Here is a 21731-nt window from a genome sequence, read left to right on the forward strand (position 1 = left end):
GGGCGAGCGATGGTCGTCTCGCACCATCATGCTTGGTTGCGTCGCTCAACTCGACTGTTTCGCAGCGGACTTGTGCCTTCGGGCGCACGTGGAGCCGGAGGTTCGGCATCGGCCGGCTCTGGGCAGTCTGTGCTCGGCGAGGTGTGCAAGTTCCCCTATCGTCCACACGACCGGAGTGCCACTCGATGCCGAGTTCATCCACACCCGTACCTGATGTCTCAGTCATCCTGCCCTGCGCTGGATACGGAACCCGTTTCGGGGCGCCCTACCCGAAGGAGTTGCACTGTCTGGCTCCCGGGGTCACCGTGTTGGACCGCAGCCTGGAAGCCGTCGTCGAGCTTGCCAAGAGCGGACTCAGTGTGCGCCTGGTCGTGGGTGTTCGGAACACACAAGCTGGACACGGTGAGTTACCTCGCTCGCTATGCCGACACCTTCCAGATGGTCTTCGTCTACCAGGACGAGTCGTTCGGACCTGGTCTCGACGGGGCGATCCGGTCCGCCCTGCCGATGACACAGGGGCCGGTGGCCCTCGTCCTGCCCGACATCGTTGTCTCGGGGGCGGACACGCCTGGCACGCTCCTTGACGCCTTACGGCAGGTGGAGGTGGCGGGCTGGATCGTGGTGGCCGCCGAGGAGCGGGATCACGACACGCTCCGGCAGATGGGCGCGTTGGCCGTCACTGAGGCGGGGGGCGTCCTGACCGTGGGGGCGGCCACCGACAAGCCGACGGATCCCTCGGGCTTCAACGCGTTCTGGGGCATGGTGGCCGTCGCCGAGAGCGAGGCGCACAAGCTGCCCAACGTCGTGGGCGCAGGAACCGCCAACCCGTTGGCCGGTGCGGTCGCTCTCATGGTGGAGGGGATCGTCAACTACAACTTCCCCGTGGGCTGACTTCCTCTCCGCCGGAGGGACCGCCTTCACAGGCGGGGCCGCCGCACTGAACGACTTTCGACGCCCGTCGGCGGCTCGGGGCGCCCGGACCGGAATCCTCTCGTCCAAGCCGCGTCCGACCTGTCCGCCTGGGCGTTGTGATCCTCACGCCGGCCGGGGGCCATCGAAGCAACTCCGGTGGCCAGGCGGCAGGGTGAGGGATGTTCAGGAGACGTTCTGGTGGACTTCGGCAACGTAGCCGCCGGGGAAGCGCACGACGGCGCTGGTGCGTCCGTTCGCGGTGTGCGGTTTTGCGAGGACATCGGCGCCGGTCGCCTTCGCCTTCGCGATGGCGTTGTCCAGGTCGGCGACCTCGTAGCCGATGGACTCCTCACCGTAGGGGTGCGGCAGGTGCCCATCGGTGACGAACACCACGGTCTTCCCGAACTGGGAGGTGATGCTGATCCGGTGCATGACCTGGTTCGGCTCCCCCACCTCGGCGGCGTCGGCCCTTTTCTCGTCCTTCACGATCCGGCCGTGGGTGAACTGCAGGTAAGAGGAGAGGAAGGGGCGAAGGGTGCCTGCGGTGATGTACACGCGGTTCTCCGGCGTGGTGGTCAGCTCGGGCAGCGTGGGCGAGGTGAAGTTCAGCCACAGCTGAGTGTTGAGTCCGCCGGGGAACTGGATGACAGCGTCCCGCCCCACGGGGTCGTCGAACGGCGCGACCAGTTCGTATGCCCCGCTGCGCTGCGCTGCCTTCACTGCCTTGTCGACGTCCGTGACGCCCCATCCCGTCCGTTCCTCGCCGAAGGGGTGCGGCTTGGGGGTGTGGTAGTCGAAGACGCTCAAGTGCCCGACCGGGGAGGTGATGAAGGTCGACAGTGCCTTGCTGGGCGTGGGCGTCACATTCACATCGTCCACGAAGTCGTAGTGGGACCCGCCGAACGTGGCTTCCCAGCTGCGGACGAAGGCGGGCATGGTCCCGGGTTCAAGGTAGACATGGGCCGCCGCGTACTGCGGTCCGTAGGAAACCGGCTGCGCCTGCGAGGCGTCAGCAGGCTTGTGCACGGGATGGGCCACGGGCGCGGGCGCGGGCGCGGCGGCTCCGGCGAGCAGCGTCAAAGCACCAGTGAACGTGAAAGCCGCAGAGCGGACAAACATAGGTAAAACTCCCAAATATGCGGTCGATGCACTGGCACCGATTCCGGTCGGGCCTACCGGGAAATGTCTTCAGTCCGCCGGGCCAAGGCTGCCCCGCGGTGTCTCCAACTCTCGCTCCATGCCGATCCGTTCGACATCAATGTTGCGGGAGATCGGGGACACCTATCCATGATCCAGAGTCCACGGTTCTTTACGTATCGTCCAGGAGGTGTCGGCGGCGCTCGGATTCCGGGATCCAGTGGCTGACGCGATCGGCCTGGCCGACTGGTCGCAGGACGCCGCCGAGGCCGTCGCGGCCAACCGGGCGGACGGCCACCGTCCGCCCACTACGGCCGAGCCCACCCGGAAAAGCCTCGTCAGCGCAGGGCGATGCCCGTGTCCGAGGCACGGAGCGCCTGAGCGAGGGGGCCCGCGCCAGGGCCCGCCAGCCAGCGGTCGAAGCGCAGCAGGAAGGGGAACTCCGCGCGCAACGCGTCGAGGTTCGCGTTTCCCGCCAGCCTGCCGTCGTCCACGAGTGCTTTCAATGTGCCGATGACCTCGTCCTGTGCCGACAGCGTCGTCGGCAGGCGGCTGTAGCTGATCGTCCGACCAGCGGCCTGGGTCAGGTGCTCGGCCAGGTCATTGCCGGTGAGAGCGTCACCGGCAAGCTCCATGGTGCGGCCGGCGTAGCGATCGGGTGAGCCGAAGACCGCGGCGACGATGCGGCCGATATCGCGTACGGCGATGAACTGCATGGCCTGGTCGGGGCGCATCAGGAAGGACAGATGTCCCCGGTCGAGGCCCGTTCCGGGGGTCACGAGGAGTTCCATGAACGTGGCCGGCCGAATGATGGTGCCGGCGATGTCCAGGTTCCTGACATGGGCCTCGATACGGCTCTTGGTGTCGAGATGGGCGACGCCCGTTGTCGAACCAGCGGTGACCGCCGAACTGTAGACGAGGTGGGCGACGCCGCAGTGCTCGGCGATCTCGGCCACGGCCGCGCCGAAGCGGACCTCGTCCTCGTTGGTCACGTCGGCGCCGGCCTGGCCGGAGTTCGGCTGGACACTGAAGACGCCATGGGCGCCGGAGAAGGCCGCGCGAAGCGAGTCCGAATCACCGAGGTCACCGCGCACGGTTTCCACGCCGACGGCGGACAGGGACCGGGCCCGGTCGCCGGACGGGTCCCGCACGACCGCGCGCACCCCCCAGCCGTCGGCCCGCAGCGCCGCGGCGACCGATCCTCCCTGCTGCCCCGTAGCGCCCAGCACGACCACGGTTTTGTTGATGTTGGTCACGCCGGCCACGCTGCACTCTCGGCGATCACGACCGTGTTCTTGATGAACATTGCTGATCCTTCCTGAGGTCTTGCGAGGTCAGTTCGGAGACGTGCTGGTCACAGGCGTGCTCCGGAACTCGGACGGGATGGTTCGTACCGGTGTCCGCTACGCTAAAACCTGACGCTTACGTCAGGTGCAAGCGGGACGTGGAGTCGAGTCGGGAGGTCGCGATGCGGATCGGCGAGGTCGCCGCGAAGGCGGGCGTAAGCGTCAGGGCGCTGCGCTACTACGAGCAGCAGGACTTGCTCCGATCCTCCCGAAATCCCGGTGGCCAGCGCCGGTATCCGGACGATGCCGTCGAACGGGTCAGGTTGCTCCGACAGCTCTACTCCATGGGCTTGACCAGCAGAACCATTCGCAAGGTGCTGCCGTTCGCCGACTCCGGTGGGGCGTCACCGGAACTGCTGGAGCTGCTCGCGGCCGAACGCGACCGCCTCGACCGGCAGTTGACGGACCTGCGGGACGCGCGCAGGCGGCTGCACGACTGCCTCACCGAGGCGCGCCATCATGACGGAACGGGAAGTTCATCCTGAAGCAGGGGACGGCGGCCCGAGTGGGCAGTTGACACGTCGGCGTCGCCAGGGGCGTGGGCGAAGCGACCACTTCCCTTGTTGATCAGAAACTCAACGGTGCATCAAGCCCCCGACTCCTTAGCGTAGTTGGCTGGCGGTCACCTCGGCGGCGTCGTCGGCGAGTCCGAGCCGGACGGCATCAGCGCGACTCACCGCCGCCTCGGCGTCGAACTCCCGACGCTCCGGAGTGGGCCTTGTGGAAGGCCGAACGCCGGGTACTGAAGATCCAGGCGGCGCTGCGCCAGTGGGCGGTCGACGGTTCAGGCCGTCAGTTCGACTGGTCGCGTCCGGGGCCGCAGGAACATGCTGGTTCGATCTCGCATGCGTCAGGGTCGAGAAACGCGGTGATGTCGTCCGGTGTGCGGAATCGGGCTGTGGAGGCGGTGACGGTGAGATCGTCGGCTTCGAGGAGCGGGCGGACGTTTTTCACTGCGCGACTGATGGTCATGGCGGTGGTGTTGAAGAGTCGGCCAAGGAGCTCCTGGCGGGAGTGTTTCCGCAGATAGAGGATGGTGACCAGGATCTGGTCGGCGGGTGTGAGGGTCGGTTTGCGGCCTGAGCCGCGGGCGACGCGGCGTGGTCCGCCGCGGGCTGCATGGCGGACCCGCTCGCGGTGCTCATCCAGCCGGGGAATCAGGGTGTGGGTCAGGTCGCTGAGCTGTTCACGGGTCATGCCGGTCAGCTCGGGGTGTCGCAGGTCGTGGGGGGTGAGGGAGTCGGAGTCGCCGGCTACGGTGCTCATGGCCTCAAGCCTCTTGGTTCCGGGTGGGGTGTCGGGTCGGTGTGAGGACCCGCCACCGGGAGAAACATGGCAGGTCAGGGGGCAGACCCTCCTCGCAGTGCAGCGTCGAGTGCGTCCAGGGTCCAGGCCCAGGACTCCTGTGCGGCGATGTCCGTGTGGTCGAAGGCGCCGGCTGCCTCCAGGGCGGCGTAGCCGTGGAAGACACTGCCCAGCATGCGGACCGCGTGTGTCTGGTCCGGCTCGGCCAAGTTGTAGCCGCGCAGGATCGCCCGCGTCATCTGCGCGTGCCTGGGGCCGGCGCTGGCTGCGGCGGTCTGCGGGTCCAGCCGGTATCGGGCTGCTTCGTACCGGCCGGGGTGCGCGCGGGCGTAGTCCCGGTAGGCGTTCGCGAAGGCCGTCAGAGCGTCTTTGCCCGCGCGGCCTGCCACGGCGTATGCGACCCTGTCGGCCATTTCCTTCAGCGCGAACAGCGCGATCCGGGTCTTGAGCTCGTGGGAGTTCTTCAGGTGCGAGTACAGGCTGGCCGGCTTCACGTCGAAACGCCGGGCGAGCGCCGACAGGGTCACCTGGTCGAAACCAGCCTCATCGGCGAGCTCCGCACCCGCGAGCGTCAGCCGCTCCGGGCTCAGTCCTGCCCGAACCATAGCCATCACTCACCCTCAAAGAGCCTACGCCAAGTATGCATATACCTATAAGCCATCGGCAAATTGCAGAGTGGCGTAGCGAGGGCGTGGCGAATCCTGCGGGACGGTGAGCGTGGCGGCGGCACGAAGTGGCCGTCCTGGATGCGGTGAGGTGGCCGTGCACGGTCAGGCCGTGCCGGCGGTTCGGCGAAGAGCCGGTTCTCGCGCGGGTGATCGGGGCGGACATCGGCCGGGAGCGTTCGCCGGTCCTATTCGGGCAGGCGGGCAAGGATCGCCTCCAGGCCGAAGGCGAAGCGGTCCTCGAAGGCATCCTGCCGCATGTGCGCGGCGACCCGGTGCAGTGCTGGGTGCGTGCCGGCGTCCACGGCCCGGGCCAGCCGGTCGTCGAACCGGTCGGGCGCGGCCTGTTCCTCCTGGACCAGCCCCAGGAGGAAGTAGATGACCGTCCACGCCGTCCAGGCCGCCTGCTCCTCGTCCGCTCCCGCTTCCAGCAGGGCGTCGACGAGGCGGTCGGCGAAGTGCAGGGTGTGCGGCTCGGCCGGGTAGGTCCCGGTCACCAGGGCGGCGCCGTCGCGGTGTGCGAGCAACGCTCGCCGGTACCGGCGAGCCAGTTCCCGCGCCCGTTGCCGCGGCGGGGAGGGCAGGCCCGCATAGCCGATTTCGCCCACGACCGCGTCGGCCATGAGCTCCAGCATTCGCGCCTTGGTCTTCACGTGCCACAGGACGGTGTTCATGCGCACCCCCAGGCTGTCGGCCACCGCCCGGGTCGACAAGCCGTCCAGCCCCCGGTCCTCCAGCACGTGCAGCGCGGCGTCGACCACGGCCGCGCGCGTGAGTTGGCCTGAGGTGTCTTCCCTGCCTTGCCTATTGGTCACTGACCTAGTTTACTTCGGCATACCTCCTGGTCACCGACCAAGACAACGAGTGAGGGAGAAGAACCATGAACTACCAGGTCGTCGTCGCCGGAGGCGGCCCTGTGGGCCTGTGGCTGGCCGCCGAACTGCGCCGCTGTGGAATCACCGTCGCGGTCATCGAAGCGCGCACCGAGCGCGACGCCCGCTCCCGCGCCCTGACCGTGCACCCCCGCACCATCGAGACGTTCGCCTCCCGCGGCGTGCACCACCCCTTCATCAGCGAGGGAATGCCGCTGCCCGGCGGGCACTTCGGCCTACTGGACTCCCGGCTGGACTTCCGCCGCCTGCCCAGCCCCTTCCCCTACACGCTCGCCCTGCCGCAGGAGCGCACCGAGGCCCTGCTGGAGCAGCAGGCTCTCGAACTGGGAGCGACCATCCTGCGCGGTCACGAGGTCACCGGCCTGAGCGAGGGGCCCGACCGGGTCCGCGTGCACCTCCGAACCCCCGACGGCCCTTCCCGCATCGAGGCGGCCTACCTGGTGGGCTGCGACGGCGCACACAGCACCGTGCGCAACGCAGCCGGCATCGGCTTCCCCGGCACTCCGTCCACCGTGCTCGGCTGGCTCGGCGACGTCGTCCTCGATGAGCCCCCGGCCCCAGGCCACAGCTACTTCGGCCCGACCGGCACCCTGATGGCCGCCCCGATGCCCGGCGGCCTCCACCGCCTCGTCGGCATCGCCCCCCGCGACATCACCACCACCTGGCCCGGCGACCTGACCCTGGAGGAGCTGCGCGAGAACGTCATCACCGTGGCCGGGACCGACTTCGGCATGCGCGATCCCGTCTGGCTCTCCCGCTTCGGCAACGCCACCCGTCTGGCCACCCAGTTCCGGCACGGCCGCGTGTTCCTCGCCGGCGACGCCGCGCACCAGCACTTCCCCGCCGGCGGAGTCGGCATGAACATCGGCATCCAGGACGCCGCCAACCTTGCCTGGAAGCTCGCCGCCACCCTCAACGACTGGGCCCCCGACACCCTCCTGGACACCTACCACGCCGAACGCCACCCGGTCGGCGTCGACCTCACCGAAACCAGCCGCGCCCAGGTCGCCCTCATGACCGCCTTCACCCCGGAAGGACTCGCCCTGCGCGGCCTGCTCAGCCAACTGATCACCACCCTGCCCGAGTTCAACGACCGACTCGCCGCACAGGTCAGTTCCCTCGCCGTCACCTACCCGCCGACCGTGCCCGACGCCCATCGACTGACCGGCACCCGCGCCGGCGACCTCGCCGTCGACGACACCGGCCTGTTCGCCTTGCTGCGCGCCGACAGCTACCTGCTGCTCGACCTCACCAGCAGCCCGGACCGACCCCTCCACCACCTCGCACGGCCCGGCCTGCGCGTGCACACCGGCACCCCCCACCTGCTCCCGGCCGACTGGTCCGGCATACGCGCCACCCTCATCCGCCCCGACGGTCACGTCGCCTGGGCAAGCGGCGACAGCCGCGACACCGCGCTCGTCAACGACCTCACCTCCGTCCTCGCCACCACCCACCGGAAGTGACCAGGCCCACGGACCGACTTGCCCGTACCCGCGCCGGCGACCTCACCGTCGTGTGAGGTGCGTCAGAGGAAGTGGTTGACGTGTCATGTATGTGCTCCCTAGGGTGAGCCTGGCGAGGGCATCACACGCTGCACCGACGCCATCGCGCGTTTTCGCATTTCCCGCGATCTTCCCAGGAGATGAGGACCGGTGGACGTCGACGAAGAAGACCATCAGAGATGCCTACCTGGTGGCCGAGGTCCAGGACATCCCCGGCCGGATCGCCTCCTTCACCGAGGACGGCACCTTCACGGACCAGCCGGTCGGCATCACCTATCGCGGCAAGACCATCAAGGTGCCGTGCTGTGACGTGTTCCGGGTGCACGACGGCAGGATTGCGTCGTCCAACTGTTACCCCTCGGGCACTGTTCTCTTCGGCCGGCTGGGCGTGCTGACCAACCTGGAGGCCGCGCTCGGCCAGTGACCTGACCGGCCTGCGCAGGGCAGGCCCGGGTTTTCGCCACTCCTGTCCCGATCTGTGGTTTTCCTGCCCTGATCCGAGGGGTTTTCGCAGGTGGCGCACGGCAGTCCCGAAGCGCCAAGCATGCGGTCCTGCTCGCGGTCGCCAGCCTCAAGGAAGCCCTGGGCACCTCGGCCTGACCCCTGCGGGCGGCCACGCACTCAGGTGCGTGGCCGCCACCCGCATCAGTGGCCCGCGGGCGCCGCGGCCCCAGGGACAGAACAGCACCCCGCTCCCCGCCACCCCTCTACAGACCTCCCCGCGCGCAGTCCGTACTCCGCCGGCCGGCGCCCCTTCGAAGTTGGAGCACATCATGCGTTCACAGCATCACCCCGGTCCGGTCGCGGACGAGCCCTCCTTTGGCACGTCCCGGCGCGGCCTGCTGCGAACCGCCACCATCGCCGGACTGGCGACCGCCGTACCGGCCACCCTGGGCACGGACCTCGCCTCCGCCACCACCTCCGCCGGCGCCGTCGGCCCGCTGAACCTGCCGAAGGCCACCAGCCGGATCACACCGCTGGACCTGCGCGTCCCGGAGGCCCTGCTGACGGACCTGCGCCAACGGCTGGCCCACGTCCGGCTGCCCGAGCAGGAGACCGTCACCGACAATTCCCAGGGTGTCCAACTCGCCAAGCTGACCGGCCTGCTGCAGTACTGGCGCACTCAGTACGACTGGCGCCGCTTCGAACGGCAGATCAACGCCCTGGGCCAGTACCGCACGCAGATCGACGGCCTGGGCATCCACTTCCTGCACGTCCGCTCCCGGCACACGAACGCCACGCCGCTCATCCTCACCCACGGCTGGCCGGGCTCCTTCGTGGAGTTCGTGAAGGCGATCGGCCCTCTGACCGACCCCACGGCGCACGGCGGCAGCCCACAGGACGCCTTCCACGTGGTCGTCCCCTCGCTGCCGGGGTTCGGCTTCTCCGACCGGCCCGCCACCACCGGCTGGACCAACGCCCGCATCGCGGCGGCCTGGGCCACCCTCATGGAACGCCTGGGCTACACCCGGTACATCGCCCAGGGCGGCGACTGGGGCGGCGTCGTCACCACCCAACTGGGCAAGCTGCGGCCCAAGGGCCTGCTGGGAGTGCAGCTGAACTTCCCCGAGTACACCTTCAGCCCGCCGGTCACCGACACGATCACTCCCGCCGAACAGACGGCACTCGCCCAGATCCAGACCTTCTTCAGCCAGCTCTCCGGATACTCCCTGGAACAGTCGACCCGTCCGCAGACCATCGGCTACGCCCTCGCCGACTCTCCTTCAGGACAAGCCGCCTGGATCTATGAGAAGTTGCTCGACTGGACCGACAACACCGGCCGGCCCGAAGGTGTCCTGTCACTGAACGACATGCTGGACAACATCACCCTGTACTGGCTCACCGACACCGCCGCCTCCTCCGCCCGCCTGTACTGGGAGAACCACGGCGCCGCCGAGCTGACCAAGCTCGACCTGCCGGTCGGGCTGAGCGTCTTCCCCCACGAACTGGTCCGCAGCCCGAAGATCTGGGCCGAGCGCGCCTACAGCAACCTGGTCTACTACAACGACCAGATCCCCTACGGCGGCCACTTCGCGGCGTTCGAGCAGCCTCAGTTGTTCACCCAGGAGGTCAGGAAGTTCGCCCGACTGGTGAAGTGAGCCGGCACCCCCCGCGGCGAACGGGCCGCAGCGAGGGCGGCGGCGGTAGATGTGAGGACACGTCCACCGTCGCCGCCCTCGTGGCAGCTACGGGCTGCACAGCACCCGTGGGACCTGGAGTCTCGATCAAACCCGGAACGGTTCACCGATCCCCTCTGTCCGCATACGGGACTCTGGTGCCACCTTGACGCCGGAATCGGCGCGGGCGTCAAGGTGGCAGGCCCTGGCAGTCAGACGGTGTAGCCGCCGTCGATGTTGATCGTCGCGCCCGTCACGTAGGCCGACTCGGAGCCGGCGAGGTAGACGATCAGGCCAGTCAACTCATCGGGAGACGCGTACCGATTGACCGGGGTCAGCCCGATCATCAGATCGGCGTGGTCCCCTTCGGACGGATTGCTGTCTGTCGCGATCGCGCCCGGCTGGATGTTGTTGACCGTGATCGCCCTCGGCCCCAGCTCCCGGGCCAGCGCTCGGGTGAAACCGCCGATGGCCGCTTTGGTGAGGGAGTACGTCGTGCCGTTCGGGATCGGCATCCGCTCGGCGAAGACGCTGCCGATTGAGATGATCCTGCCTCCGTCGCCCATGTGCCGCAGGGCTTCCTGTGTGGCCACCCACACCGAGCGTACGTTCACCGCGACGTCCCGGTCGAAGTCGTCGACGGTAAGTTCCCCGATCGGTGCGAGGTGGGCGCCTCCGGCGTTGTTCACCAGGATGTCCAAGCGGCCGAAGGCCTCCACGGTGCCGGTGACCGTCGCGCGGACGGCTTCGGCGTCTCCTGAATCGGCCGCCAGCGCCACCGCCCTGCCGCCGTCCGACGTGATCTCGGCGACGACCTTGTCGGCGTGGCCGGGTGACGAGTGGTAGGTGAGGGCGACAGCCGCGCCCTCACGGGCGAGGCGACGCGCGATGGCCGCACCGATGCCACGGCTCGCGCCTGTGACCAAGGCGACCTTGCCGCTGAGTGGCCCGCTCGTCTTTCCCGCCGAGCCCTCATGAGACGCCGTACGTGTCGCGCTCATTCACTTCACCTCGATCTTCGAGGAGTTCTCCGCCAGCCAGGCGTCGAAGTTCTTCAGTGCCGGGTTGATCTCGCGCAGCCGGTTCAGATCGCGGGCGCCGGTGAACTCCTGGTCGAAGTCGCCGTAATACTGGAACATGTTGGCGATCTCCGCAGCCGCCGGGATGTCCAGGGAACGGAAGACGTCGTAGGGCACCGACTGGAAACGCACCGGCTCGCCGAGCGCGGCTCCCAGCTTCTCCGCGTACTGCGCACCGGTCAGGTGGTCGCCGGCCAGGCTGATGGTGGTGCCGACGAACTGCTCACCACCCTTGAGGATGGCGTGCGCGATGCGGCCGATGTCCGCCACGTCCACCCCGGCGAGGAGCTTGCCGTCCTCCAGCGGCAGGGTCAGGGTCAGCACGCCGTCCTCGGCGCGCTGAGGAGCCATGGCCTGCAGGAAGCCCTGGAAGAAGAAGGTGGTGTTCAGGAAGGTCGTCGGCACCCCGGCCTGTGTGAAGAGCTCATTGGCCTCACCCTTGGCGTCGAAGTGCGGCACGTTGTACTTGTCCTGAAGGACGGGCATCCGATCGTCGTCCAGCGGCAGCAGTTCGCGCGTGTCCTCGAGCGTCGACCAGACCACATGACGCAGCCCCGTGGCCTTGGCAGCCCGGACCAGGACGTTGACTTCCTCGGTCTCCTTGGCCGCCGAGCCATGCGCCCAGAAGTTGGTGACGAGGAAGGCGCCGTAAGCACCCTCGAACGCTTGGTGCACGGTCGGCTCGTCGTAGAAGTCCGCCTGGACAACCTCCGCCCCCAGCTCAGCAAGCTCCCTGGCCGCAGGCGAGTCGGGGTTCCGGGTCAGCGCGCGCACCGTGAAGCCCGAGTCCGGATCGGCGAGGATCGCCCGCGCGGTGCCACCACCCTGTGCGCCCGTCGCTCCGGCGACCGCGATGACCTTCTTGTCGCTCATACCAGCTACCCCTGTCCGAGTGGAGAGCAATCTAGTTGAGCCATCAACTGAATCAGACTTACGTTGATGCATCAACCTTTGCCAATGAGATTCAGCCAGGTAGCGAAGACCGTGAGTCCCTCAGCCGTGTGCCGACCGGGCCGTAGCAGACGTAGTAGGCAATCTCGGTGGGAAACCAGATCCGGATCGGCGCCCGGGCCCAGTCGTACAACCGCTGTCCGTGGGCGCCCGGACCGGCGGACAGCCGCTTCCACGACTGCCCGGGCAGGCCGGACACCAAGGCGTCGACCCGGACCTCGGCGCCCCGCTGGTGATGACGGTGTCGTCGACCTTGGTCGCCGGCACGTGCGCGACCGCGCGCTGCTCCAGCCAGTACCGCAGTCGCTCGACCTGGCCGTATGCCTCGTCCGCGGTCACCCAGGCAAACGGCACCTTCGCGTCCAGAGCGCGCTGGAGCATGGCCTGGAAGTGTTCGGTCTTCGTAGCGAACGGCACATCGTCCGGGATGCCCGCCCCCGCCGAGAGGCGTAGGCGAGGAAGGCGCCGATCTGGGAGTTCCCCGTCCGCCCTGCAGTGCCGGAGTACTGCCTCCGCACGCCGGCCGACCTGGTGCCCTTCTTCAAGAACCCGGTGTCGTCACCGATCAGCACCGCGTTCTTGTCGCCGACGTGCAACCCTGCCAACACCTCACGCCACGACTCGACTTGATCCCCAACCGAGATCCACAAACACCAGGACCCTCAATCACACCAGACCCCCTAACCGTGATTGCAGTACTACGGTGCGGGTCACGTCGGGTCGTGATGGCTCCTGTGGGCTTCGGTATGCCGGGAGGGTGAGGTATCCCGGCGGCGGAGAGCTTCGTACTTTCGGCCGGCCTCCAGGCCTCACATTCCTCCTTCTGACCGAACCGGGCCGGGCCGTCGTGCGTGAAAGATAGGCCGTGCACGACAAGCGAACCACCTACCTACAGGAGTTGCTGTGATGCCCTCCCTGACCAGCCCCGTCGCCAAGTTGCTGCTGACAGCCTCAGCCCTGTCGTTGACCGCCGTCACTGGCTGTGGTGTGTTCGGAGGGAGCTGGGACGTCAGGCTCGAAGTGATAGGTGAGGGAAGCGGTAACGTCAGCTACGCCTTCTCCGGCGACAATGACGGCAAGTCGCAGAACGGTGTGAAGCTGCCCTGGAGCAAGAGCCAGAACGTCGGGTACGGCTTCAACGACGTCGCCGTCACCGACGCGGCACCGGGCACAGTCTGCCGTATCTACGTCGACGGGAAGCTCAAGGACGAGCAGCGGAAGCCGGATGCCAAGGGCACGGTGGGATGCTTTGTCAATCTGCAATGAGTGCGTCCGGGACCGCTGCAGGGGTTGGGTGACACCTGACCTGGCCTGCTGAGAGGCGGCCTGGAAGGATGTTGCAGCAAACTGATCCGGCTGCCGGAGCAGGAGAACGAAGGAACTCAGGAGGGCTGCGGCGTATCTGCCGCAGGCGAACCCGCTGGCCAAATGTACCCGCTCGTCCGCGAGCCGGCCGCCGCTGACGCCCCTTACCGGGTGCCGGTGGCGGTGACGTGCCGGGTACTCGGGCCGGCCCGCCAGCCCTACTACCGCTGGCCGGCCAGGCCGGTCACCGACGCCGAGACGGCCGAGGCATACCGCGCCAACGCCCTCTTCGACGCCCACCGCGACGATCCCGAGTTCGGGCACCGCTTCCTCCTCGACGAGGCCCGCGCCGCCGGTGAGCCGATGGCCGAGCGGACCGCCTGGCGGATCTGCCGGGACAACGGCTGGTGGAGCGCGTTCGGCAAGCGAAGGGGCCGGGGCAAGAACAGCAAGGCCGGGCCGCCCGTCCACGACGACCGGGTGCATGGCTCCTTCACCTCTTGGATCAGCGGAGGTGCTCTGCGCTCCTGTTCTTCTGCCGAGGCGTCTTTGTCGCGCGGAGACCGGAGTCCGTCAGGGAGTTCGGTCGCTTGAGTCGCTGTTCCGCGTGCGGTTGGCGCCCTTACTCGGCCGTGAGAGCTTCCGCGTAGGGGAAAACGAGCTCACCGGAGGACGATTCCGGTGGCGACACCACGATCTGCCGCGACCCGTTCTGGAACTGACCGACCTCATGGCCGGCAATTTCCTGGAACTGGACTTGCAGAACCCGCGGCTGTGACCACTCACCCTTCACGCCGAACCGGACATCACCCATCACTGTCGGGAAGGCTTCCTCTCGCGTGTACTCCGAGAGGCTCTCGTCGTCGAAACCGCCGGTGGCCTCGACGGCTTGAGCGACCACCTGCATCTGGGCGTACGCGAGCGGCACCATGTAATGCCCCAGCAGGTCGACACCGGCTTCGCCGGCCCGTGCCTGGTATGTGTTCAGCAGTTCCTGAACACCCGGGAACATCATTTTGGGGACCGGAGCCCAGTACTCGTAGTTCACGAAGCCGTTGAGCAACGGTCCGAGTGTCGTCTTCACCGCTGTGTTCTGCGGACCGATCATGGCACCGCCGACCATCTTCGGCCGGTAGTGGTGAGATCGAATGGTCCGCACCAGGCCGATCGAGTCGTCCAGGTAGGAACACAGGAAGAGCAGATCGCTGCCGGTTTCCGCGACGGCGTCGATGACGGGCGTGAAGTCCTCGGTCGACAGCGGGTAGGTGGCCTCGTGGACGACCTTGATCCCGTACTTCTCAGCATTAGCCTTGGCGCCGAGAATGGGATTACGGGAGAACTCGGCATCCGCGGAGACGAGCGCCACGGTCGTGGGCCGCGGATTCTGCTGCGCGGCGAGTTCGAAGAACCCATCGGTGAGCGCGGCGTTCGGATCCGGCCCGGTCGGGATCATGGCGAAGTAGTTCGGATAGACGAGCGCATTGTTGACGCCAAGCCCCATGAGCCCGACGAAGAAGCGCTGCCGCTCCATCACCAACGGCATGGCTGGCAGCAGGGTGTTGGTGCCATAACCACCGATGACTAGATCAACCTTGTCCTCGTCAATCAGTCGTTCGTAGATCCCGGGAACCAGAGAGGCGTCTCCCTGGTCGTCGTAGCGGACGAACTCGACTGGACGGCCGAGCAGTCCACCGCGAGCGTTGATGTCCTCGCGCCAGATCTCATGGGCGAGGCGGGCCGACCGGCTGTTGCCCGCGAGGGGACCGGTCAGCGACAGGCAGTACCCCATGCGGATGGGAGCCTCTTCCGCGGCCATGTCAGACCTCGCTTCCATCGCCGACCGTGAGCAACTGCGTCTCCCAGCTGAAAGCGATGCCGGAGGCGCCACCGTGCTGAGCCTGAACCTCGACCGTGCCCGGGACGGTCTTCTCGCGGGCCCAGTCGCGCTGCCACTCACCCAGCACGGGCGGTATCGCGACGCAGATCTCTGTCCAGAGACCGGCGGTGATCAGTTTCTTGCGGCCGGTCGCCTTGACGGCGTCGACGACGCGTTCGTCTTCCCAGGTGTTGATGAGCGTGCGGTTGATCGGCTTCTGTTCCGGTAAGACGTCCTGCAGTCCCTTGATGAGGTAGCCGCCGCGCTCCTCCAGCACGGTCGTCAGGATGGTCGGTACGTCGAACACCTTGGTCGCCTTGGCGAGGGCGGTGACGTTGTTCACGATCATCGTGGGTTCGTGGCTGTGCAGGTTGGCGAACTGGAACGGCTGGTGGTCGATCAGGACGACGACGCTCTCCTCGGGCGTCAGCAGTGCCTGAAGTCCGGGCTTTGCTTCCTTGCTCATGAGATCCCCTTCCTGGTGTTTGTGTCTGCGTGCTCAGACGGGACATCGTGGATCTCGGCGCCGTCGATGCGGCCGAACCGGTCCGTACAGGCGCCTCTGAGGCTGAACCGGCCACTCACGCCGAATCGGTTGGTATCGCTTCACGAACCGGTACGGTCTCCGTATAGCGACGGTCCGCGGCATCAGTAGCGGCCCGCCAGGAGCAAGTTGGTGATACGTCACCTACATTAACATCAGTACTTGATACGCCAATTGGTCGATCCGCCCTCGACATGAACCGCTCCGGGCCTGATGGAGGCTCGATTCCCTGAGGGGATCGAGCCATGGCACGCCCGTCCCCCTACCCGCCCGAGCTTCGTGAACGCGTAATCCCAGGACTCGACGGTCCGCCATCTCACCAGCCATTCGCGGCACCAGCGCACCGCGCGGGCCCTGGTCTCAGTCAGAGCTCGAAAACGACTCGCGGAGTCGGAGGGGGCCACCGTGCGGCGGGCTCACACCACGACGATCAGCGTCCGGCACAGGCCGGTGAGTTTCGCAGCGGCTTGAAGACACCGGGCGCCACCGCTCTTTCAGAAGGTCTCACGGGACCGGAAACCAACAGGAGTCAGCCCGATGCCCACGAGACCGCCACGAACCTCACCTCATCGACGGTCCGGACAGCCACAGGCCAACCGGAGCCACTACTCAAGGATCAGGAAAAACCGTTGACCATCGGCGAACAGTCCAACGCCGCGCTACTGGCCGAGGACGACTTTCCTGACCACCAGCAGGTGGTGCAACGCTTCGGCGACCTCGCACCGGACGGCACGACGAGCACGGTGGCATTGTCGCGTCTGTTCGAGCACCCCCGGGTTGGTCTGCGCTTCTCGCGCTTCGACAAGCTCACGGCTGAGGCCACCATCGTCCTCGCCGACAAGTCCGGGCCGATCACCTTGCCGGACGAACTGCTCGCCGACCTTGAGCAGCTGCAACTGCCGGAAACCGGTACAGCAGTCGCGTCGAAATAGATCGTCTCCACACCTCCAGGATTGACATGTTCATAACCACGGCCGACAGGTGTTGGTTCAGCTCCCACATCTGCGCCGCGCCGCCCGAGGGGATCGCGCACCTCGCTCCGTAGTGATACAGTTTCGTATTAGTTTGATAATGAACTAGTGAAGTCAGTGAATTAGCTGCCTTCTGTACAGGACAGGGGAAGGTTCTCAGCTCATGCCGATCCAGCACATCGCCATCCCACGAGGCCCCTTCGAGCTCGCCGCCCATCTGTATCTGCCGGAGGATTTCGATGCCGCGCAGCCGCACGCGGCGGTTGTCCTCTCCACGCCCGGAAGCAGCGTCAAGGAGCAGATCGGTGCGAACTATGCCGCCCGGCTCGCGGACGGCGGCCTGGTCGCGCTCGTGTTCGACCCCGCCTATCAGGGGCAGAGCGGCGGTGAGCCCAGGGACCTGGAGGACCCGTACCGTCGCGGTGAGGACATCTCCTACGCCATCGACGCGCTCACCCTTGTCCCCGGCATCGACCCGGACCGCATCGGCGTCCTCGGCATCTGCGCCGGTGGAGGCTATGCCGTGCATACGGCCCGCACCGATCACCGCATCAAGGCCGTGGGCACTGTCGTAGGTGGCAACATAGGCGCATCGTTCCGCAGCTTCACCCCGAACGGTCCTGCCGCCGCACTGGACGAACTGGCGAAAGCACGCACACAGGAGATCCTCAGCGGGCAGATGAACCGCGACAACTGGCTGCCCGACACTCTTGAGGATGCTGCGGCGATCGGCCTCACCGACATAGACAGCACCCAGGCGATCACGTACTACCGCACTTCACGTGGGCACAGCGAACACTCCACCAATCGCCGACTCTCCCGCAGCGACTCCCTCATCCTCGGCTACGACGCGTTCGCACATGTGGAGGAACTGCTCACACAGCCGCTCGCCGTCATCCTGGCAGGACGTAAGGGCAACACCGGCTCCTACGAGGCAGGCATGCAGCTGTGGGAGAAGGCGCCGAACCCCGTCGACCTGTACGTCGTCGAAGGCGCCGGGCACTACGAGATGTACGACGTACCCGACTATGTCGACCAGGCGATCGCACGACTCGTACCCTTCTACCACGAGCACCTGCCCGCGTGACGCCACCACGGGCCTGACCTTGACAAGTCCTGTGAACGGAGTGGGAGCAGATGGGCACCCCGACTCGGTCCATGGGACCCGACCGCTTGGAGGTCGGTGCGATCGGCTTCGGCGCGATGAGCTTCGCCAACGTCTACGGGCAGGGCGGCGACCACAGCCCCGACGCGGTGGCGCGGGAGATTGCCGAGCGGGCGTACACCCGTACGACGGCGTGTTCCCTCAGGCTCGTCGGCGCCGTCACGTCGATGCCCCGGCGGGCGAACGCGAGCGAGGCGGACAAGACCCGCCAGTGATCCACCGACGACGATCGCGTGCAGGGGCGGCTCATGCGAGCGGAACCACCCGGAGGGTCGCCTCCCGTGCTGGTGAACTCGTCATCTGTCGGACGCCGGAGTCATTGCCGTAGCGGGCGCGCAGTGCCTGATCGACCTCGGCTTCGCGCCCGGAGTCGCGGATGAATGCGACCCTGGTCCGTCGGCCGTCGATGTCGATCTCGCCATGTCCCGTGCGGGTGGCGCCGCGGTACCAGGCGCCGCCGGTGCCGTTGAGCGAGCGGATGAGTTCGTCGTGGCCGATGCGGACGTGCCCGATGAGCACGAAGTGCCGCAGAGTGCCGTCAGCCCGTGCCCCTGCGACGCGTATCAGCGGCGAGCGGTCGAGGTCAGCCAATTCGGCCGTGGTCCAAGCGCGAGTTGGCAGCGGTTCCGTTTTCATACCGGTCCTCTCCAAGTCGATGAACCGCATCCCGCCGCGAGACGTCCGTGGCGGCGCCAGTCGCGGCACCCCCTTCGGCGCGGATATCGGCGGCCAGGGCGTCGAGCCGGTTTGCGAGCCGACCTGGCTACTCCTCTGGTTCGAGCATCGCCAGCAGGATTCGCTGCAGCTCGGTGCGATCCTGCGGCACGATCCGCGCCAGCCTGCGATCGAACTCCGCCGCCAGGGCGGCGAGAGAGCGATCCCGAGCGGCCTCACCCTCGGGAGTCAGCACGAGTCGATGCCGGCGCAGATCCGTATCGTCGATCTCCCGCCACATGAAGCCCTTGGCGACGAGGTTGCGCACGTACACCGTCACGCTCGCCTTGGGAATGACCAGCTTCGCCGCCAGCTCGGCCGGGTACGGAGACGCCGCCACCTCGGCGAGCACGAAGAACTCCTTCGTCTCCAGACCGAGTTCGGCCATCTCGCCACTGCACGCATCCAGCACGACCGTGAGCAGGCGGTGGTTCAGCGTCCATAGCCGTGCGGCGTCTGCCGGCACTCGACCTCCTCTGAAATGATACAACGCTAAACTAGTTCGAGAATGTATCAAATGACATCTCGAAATAGCCAGTCATCGAACCAACCTTACGTGAAAGGCGCCTCAGATGCTTCAACACATCGCCACCCCCTGCGGGCCGATCGATCTCGCGGTTGGCGGGACGACCTGTCCAAGTCCGTCCCGCGCATGCCCAACCCCCGCTACATTCCCCACCGCCAAGCCGTTGACCAGCAGAAATACAGAAGTCCGGCTGGAGTACTAGGACCATTCGGCGACGCGAACTCACCCGCAGAGGTGAAGTTGATCTATCAACTTAGTCGAAGTAGGATGACGTAGTCCTGACTGGCAACTCCCGTCGGGTCGAGCGGAATCGGCCCCAAGAGGAGGTCACATGGCGGTCGAAGTGAGCGACATGGCCGAGCGAACCTGGATCCGGCCCGGCACCGTCACAGCTGATCGGCTGGCCGAAGTCCGCTCCTCGCCATGAGATCCGTGCCACCGGCCTTCGGAGGAACCGCCGTTCCTCTCGCCGTCACCTGGCTGGTATGGGGAACAACCTATCTGGCGATCGCGTTCGGGCTGCGCGGCACGGAACCCCTCACGCTCAGCTCGGTCCGGTTTCTGACGGCGGGTCTGCTGCTGTGGGGCTTGGCCGAACACCGCCACGAGCCGCGGCTGACGGCACCTCGGCGACGGCGGGCCACGCTCGTCGGGGTACTGCTCTTCTCCGTGGGCATGGGCGGCGTGGCGTTGGCCGAGGAGTATGTCGACTCGGGCACGACGGCCCTGTTCATCGCCACGGTTCCGCTGTGGAGCGTGTTGCTGAACACCGCAAGGGGACGGCCGACGCGCGGCACGGAATGGGCGGGGGTCTGGCTCGGCCTGGCGGGCGTCGCCGTGCTGTCGGCCGGACTCGGACGCGGCGAGCTGACGGGCGCGGCGATCCTCCTGCCGGCCGCCATGTGCTGGGTACTGGGCTCCCATCTGGACGACCACTCTGCCGGAACACGTGGACCAGCCGCGCAGATGCTCGCGGGCGGCGCGGTGCTGGCGGTGGCGGCCGCCGTCCGGGGCGAGTTCGCCTCACCGCCGCGGCCGAGCTGGGGCGCCGTCTTCGCCCTCGCCTACCTCGTGGTCTTCGGATCCCTTCTGGCGATGGCCGCCTACCGCCACCTCACCGCCCACACCAGCCCGGCTCTGGCCACGAGCTACGCCTTCATCACCCCGGTGATCGCCGTCCTGTCCGGCGTACTCTTCCTGGACGAACCCCTCACTCCCCATGTCCTGGCCGGAACCGCCCTCATCGTCGTCGCCGTCTTCACCACCCTCCTCACCAGAAGCCGGCCTGCTGCAGGACCTACGACAACCGTGCCGGGGCATCCTGAAGCAGTACGTACGCGGCGGCGTCCAGCGTCCTCCCGTTGACCTCCGCTGCCACGCGTTGCGCCACTGCAAGTCGGCGTCGCCTTCTCCGAGTCCGGCGCCTCGCGCGGGTGGTGCCGTACGAGCGGTGTACATCGTGAAGTTGCGCGTCGGGTTGCCGCCGGCCAGGTCGCCGGGCCGCTGGTAGTGGTGCCGGCAGGCGCTGTGCCGGTGTCTTCGTCGCCGGCCTGAGCGGCGCAGCCGAACTGAGGGCGCCTCCTTCAGTTTCCGTTCGCGGCTGAGTACGCCGGCTGCCGTGCCTGGTTCCGGAACTGTGCGGGCGATGAGCCGACCACGCGGCGGAACGCGGTGCTGAACGCGCTCTCGGACAGATAGCCCGTGGCCCGTGCCAGCTCGGAGATCGACAGGGTGTCGCGGGCGAGGGCGTCGCGCGCCAGGCTCATGCGCCATTGGATCAGGTACTCCAGCGGCGGGACCCCGACGTGGCTCTTGAAGGCCTGGGCGAACGCGGAACGCGACATGTGGCTGATCTCGGCGAGTTCCTTGAGGCTCCAGGAGTGGGCCACGTCCGCGTGCACGGCACGCAGGGCGGCACCGATGCCGTCCTCGTTCAGGGCGCCGAGCCAGCCGGTGGGCCGGTCCGTCTGGCCGGCGTGAGCACGCAGCATGTGCACGAGCAGGATCTGTGCGAGGTGGTTCTGCACCAGCGGGCCGCCGGCGGCGGCGATCCCGACCTCGGTGGCCAGGAGATCGATCAGCTGCGCGAGCCGCCCGCCATGAGGATCGCCCACGCGGACGATCACCAGCGGCGGCAGAAGATCCGTCAGGAGGGCCGCGTTCTGGTCGTCGAACGCGATGTGCCCGACACAGAGGTAGAGGTCGTCCTCGGACTCGGGGCCGATCCGCACGAACCCGTCCTCGGCACCCGCCAGCACCTGCTCCGCAGGGCGCGGGCTCGCGTCGAGCGTGCTGGCCAGCACGTAGGGCGGCGGGTTGCCCAGCATGAAGGTGTCACCCTCACGCAGGAGCACCGGCTCGTGCCCATCGAGGATCAACCAGCACGTGCCGCGCACGAGGCCCCCGATCCGCACGTGCAGGAACGTGTCGAAGCGCAACGCCCACTCACCCACGGCCCGGAGACTGGGCCCGATCACCGTGCGGGGCCGGAGCAGACCGATCGCGTCAGCCACCGGATCCCGGAATCCGAGCACCGACGACACCTCCTGGACGATACGTAAAGAACTGTGGACTCTGCATCATGGATAGTACTCCGCTGCTCCCGCATTATCGATGTCGGATGGATCGGCTACGAGAAAGTGATGGAGACACCCACATGGGACAGCTGGAAGGCAAGACGGCGGTGGTCACGGGGGGCAGCTCCGGTATCGGTCTGGCCACCG

Annotated in this window: 24 protein-coding genes and 1 pseudogene; 12 read left to right on the top strand and 13 right to left on the bottom strand. The window is 67.3% G+C overall.

What is annotated here, in order from left to right; genetic code table 11:
• Positions 1-402 precede the first annotated feature (402 nt).
• On the top strand, positions 403-891 hold the full coding sequence (locus ACIRFL_RS24025; protein WP_404031825.1) for a hypothetical protein: 489 nt from the start codon (positions 403-405) through the stop codon (positions 889-891).
• Between the two features lie 204 nt (positions 892-1095).
• Here the strand turns inward: ACIRFL_RS24025 and ACIRFL_RS24030 are convergent, their stop codons facing one another.
• Together ACIRFL_RS24030 and ACIRFL_RS24035 are read right to left on the bottom strand one after the other, a co-directional pair.
• On the bottom strand, positions 1096-1992 hold the full coding sequence (locus ACIRFL_RS24030; protein WP_404031828.1) for a VOC family protein: 897 nt from the start codon (positions 1990-1992) through the stop codon (positions 1096-1098).
• Positions 1993-2387: 395 nt separating this feature from the next.
• A complete protein-coding gene (locus ACIRFL_RS24035; protein ID WP_404031831.1) occupies positions 2388-3305 on the bottom strand; it encodes an NmrA/HSCARG family protein in 918 nt (305 codons plus the stop codon).
• A 188-nt stretch (positions 3306-3493) separates the two neighbouring features.
• Here ACIRFL_RS24035 and ACIRFL_RS24040 point away from each other — a divergent pair, with 188 nt between their 5' ends.
• Positions 3494-3880, top strand: coding sequence for a MerR family transcriptional regulator (locus tag ACIRFL_RS24040; protein ID WP_404031833.1), 387 nt, complete (start codon positions 3494-3496; stop codon positions 3878-3880).
• 307 nt (positions 3881-4187) lie between these two features.
• Here the strand turns inward: ACIRFL_RS24040 and ACIRFL_RS24045 are convergent, their stop codons facing one another.
• From ACIRFL_RS24045 to ACIRFL_RS24055, 3 genes are all read right to left on the bottom strand, one after another.
• The gene (locus tag ACIRFL_RS24045; RefSeq protein WP_404031836.1) at positions 4188-4661 is read right to left on the bottom strand and encodes a transposase family protein; all 474 of its coding nucleotides are present in this window, start codon (positions 4659-4661) and stop codon (positions 4188-4190) included.
• A gap of 74 nt (positions 4662-4735) precedes the next feature.
• Positions 4736-5305, bottom strand: a complete 570-nt coding sequence (locus ACIRFL_RS24050; RefSeq protein WP_404031894.1) for a TetR/AcrR family transcriptional regulator — start codon at positions 5303-5305, stop codon at positions 4736-4738.
• Positions 5306-5553: 248 nt separating this feature from the next.
• Positions 5554-6180, bottom strand: coding sequence for a TetR/AcrR family transcriptional regulator C-terminal domain-containing protein (locus ACIRFL_RS24055; protein ID WP_404031838.1), 627 nt, complete (start codon positions 6178-6180; stop codon positions 5554-5556).
• A gap of 65 nt (positions 6181-6245) precedes the next feature.
• Between ACIRFL_RS24055 and ACIRFL_RS24060 the strand changes: the two genes are divergently transcribed.
• From ACIRFL_RS24060 to ACIRFL_RS24070, 3 genes are all read left to right on the top strand, one after another.
• Positions 6246-7721, top strand: coding sequence for an FAD-dependent monooxygenase (locus ACIRFL_RS24060; RefSeq protein ID WP_404031841.1), 1476 nt, complete (start codon positions 6246-6248; stop codon positions 7719-7721).
• A gap of 229 nt (positions 7722-7950) precedes the next feature.
• Positions 7951-8184 carry a hypothetical protein gene (locus ACIRFL_RS24065; RefSeq protein ID WP_404031843.1) on the top strand — a complete coding sequence of 78 codons (234 nt, stop codon included), beginning with the start codon at positions 7951-7953 and terminating at the stop codon, positions 8182-8184.
• Between the two features lie 349 nt (positions 8185-8533).
• Positions 8534-9859, top strand: coding sequence for an epoxide hydrolase family protein (locus ACIRFL_RS24070; protein WP_404031846.1), 1326 nt, complete (start codon positions 8534-8536; stop codon positions 9857-9859).
• Positions 9860-10089: 230 nt separating this feature from the next.
• Here ACIRFL_RS24070 and ACIRFL_RS24075 read toward each other — a convergent pair whose 3' ends face one another.
• Together ACIRFL_RS24075 and ACIRFL_RS24080 are read right to left on the bottom strand one after the other, a co-directional pair.
• Entirely contained in the window at positions 10090-10878 is a 789-nt protein-coding gene (locus ACIRFL_RS24075; RefSeq protein WP_404031849.1) for a 3-oxoacyl-ACP reductase family protein, read from the bottom strand.
• Positions 10879-11829 (bottom strand): NmrA/HSCARG family protein, encoded by a 951-nt coding sequence (locus tag ACIRFL_RS24080; RefSeq protein WP_404031851.1) that lies wholly within the window; start codon positions 11827-11829, stop codon positions 10879-10881.
• A 167-nt stretch (positions 11830-11996) separates the two neighbouring features.
• Between ACIRFL_RS24080 and ACIRFL_RS24085 the strand changes: the two genes are divergently transcribed.
• Positions 11997-12143, top strand: a complete 147-nt coding sequence (locus ACIRFL_RS24085) for a hypothetical protein (RefSeq protein WP_404031897.1) — start codon at positions 11997-11999, stop codon at positions 12141-12143.
• Between the two features lie 61 nt (positions 12144-12204).
• On the opposite strand, the pseudogene ACIRFL_RS24090 reads toward ACIRFL_RS24085, so the two are convergent.
• Positions 12205-12515: pseudogene (locus ACIRFL_RS24090) on the bottom strand (transposase); the annotation flags it as partial.
• Positions 12516-12813: 298 nt separating this feature from the next.
• Here ACIRFL_RS24090 and ACIRFL_RS24095 point away from each other — a divergent pair.
• Both ACIRFL_RS24095 and ACIRFL_RS24100 read left to right on the top strand, forming a co-directional pair.
• Positions 12814-13173: an MmpS family transport accessory protein gene (locus tag ACIRFL_RS24095; RefSeq protein ID WP_404031854.1), complete on the top strand. Its 360-nt coding sequence runs from the start codon at positions 12814-12816 to the stop codon at positions 13171-13173.
• 162 nt (positions 13174-13335) lie between these two features.
• Entirely contained in the window at positions 13336-13806 is a 471-nt protein-coding gene (locus ACIRFL_RS24100) for a hypothetical protein (protein WP_404031857.1), read from the top strand.
• Between the two features lie 28 nt (positions 13807-13834).
• Here the strand turns inward: ACIRFL_RS24100 and ACIRFL_RS24105 are convergent, their stop codons facing one another.
• Both ACIRFL_RS24105 and ACIRFL_RS24110 read right to left on the bottom strand, forming a co-directional pair.
• Positions 13835-15028, bottom strand: coding sequence for an amino acid ABC transporter substrate-binding protein (locus tag ACIRFL_RS24105; RefSeq protein ID WP_404031860.1), 1194 nt, complete (start codon positions 15026-15028; stop codon positions 13835-13837).
• A 1-nt stretch (position 15029) separates the two neighbouring features.
• Positions 15030-15554: an isochorismatase family protein gene (locus tag ACIRFL_RS24110; RefSeq protein ID WP_404031863.1), complete on the bottom strand. Its 525-nt coding sequence runs from the start codon at positions 15552-15554 to the stop codon at positions 15030-15032.
• A 707-nt stretch (positions 15555-16261) separates the two neighbouring features.
• Between ACIRFL_RS24110 and ACIRFL_RS24115 the strand changes: the two genes are divergently transcribed.
• The 3 genes from ACIRFL_RS24115 (at position 16262) to ACIRFL_RS24125 (ending at position 17983) form a co-directional block, all read left to right on the top strand.
• A complete protein-coding gene (locus ACIRFL_RS24115) occupies positions 16262-16564 on the top strand; it encodes a hypothetical protein (RefSeq protein WP_404031866.1) in 303 nt (100 codons plus the stop codon).
• Between the two features lie 202 nt (positions 16565-16766).
• Positions 16767-17690: an alpha/beta hydrolase gene (locus ACIRFL_RS24120; RefSeq protein ID WP_404031869.1), complete on the top strand. Its 924-nt coding sequence runs from the start codon at positions 16767-16769 to the stop codon at positions 17688-17690.
• 50 nt (positions 17691-17740) lie between these two features.
• Positions 17741-17983, top strand: coding sequence for a hypothetical protein (locus tag ACIRFL_RS24125; protein WP_404031871.1), 243 nt, complete (start codon positions 17741-17743; stop codon positions 17981-17983).
• 31 nt (positions 17984-18014) lie between these two features.
• Here ACIRFL_RS24125 and ACIRFL_RS24130 read toward each other — a convergent pair whose 3' ends face one another.
• Positions 18015-18404: a DUF2255 family protein gene (locus ACIRFL_RS24130; RefSeq protein ID WP_404031874.1), complete on the bottom strand. Its 390-nt coding sequence runs from the start codon at positions 18402-18404 to the stop codon at positions 18015-18017.
• A 127-nt stretch (positions 18405-18531) separates the two neighbouring features.
• A complete protein-coding gene (locus ACIRFL_RS24135; RefSeq protein WP_404031876.1) occupies positions 18532-18948 on the bottom strand; it encodes a MarR family winged helix-turn-helix transcriptional regulator in 417 nt (138 codons plus the stop codon).
• A gap of 483 nt (positions 18949-19431) precedes the next feature.
• Here ACIRFL_RS24135 and ACIRFL_RS24140 point away from each other — a divergent pair, with 483 nt between their 5' ends.
• Positions 19432-20373, top strand: coding sequence for an EamA family transporter (locus ACIRFL_RS24140; RefSeq protein WP_404031879.1), 942 nt, complete (start codon positions 19432-19434; stop codon positions 20371-20373).
• A 218-nt stretch (positions 20374-20591) separates the two neighbouring features.
• On the opposite strand, the gene ACIRFL_RS24145 is transcribed toward ACIRFL_RS24140, so the two are convergent.
• A complete protein-coding gene (locus ACIRFL_RS24145) occupies positions 20592-21551 on the bottom strand; it encodes an AraC family transcriptional regulator (RefSeq protein ID WP_404031882.1) in 960 nt (319 codons plus the stop codon).
• Between the last annotated feature and the right edge of the window lie 180 nt (positions 21552-21731).

The organism is Streptomyces sp. NPDC102462, from assembly GCF_044765425.1.
Lineage (GTDB): Bacteria > Actinomycetota > Actinomycetes > Streptomycetales > Streptomycetaceae > Streptomyces.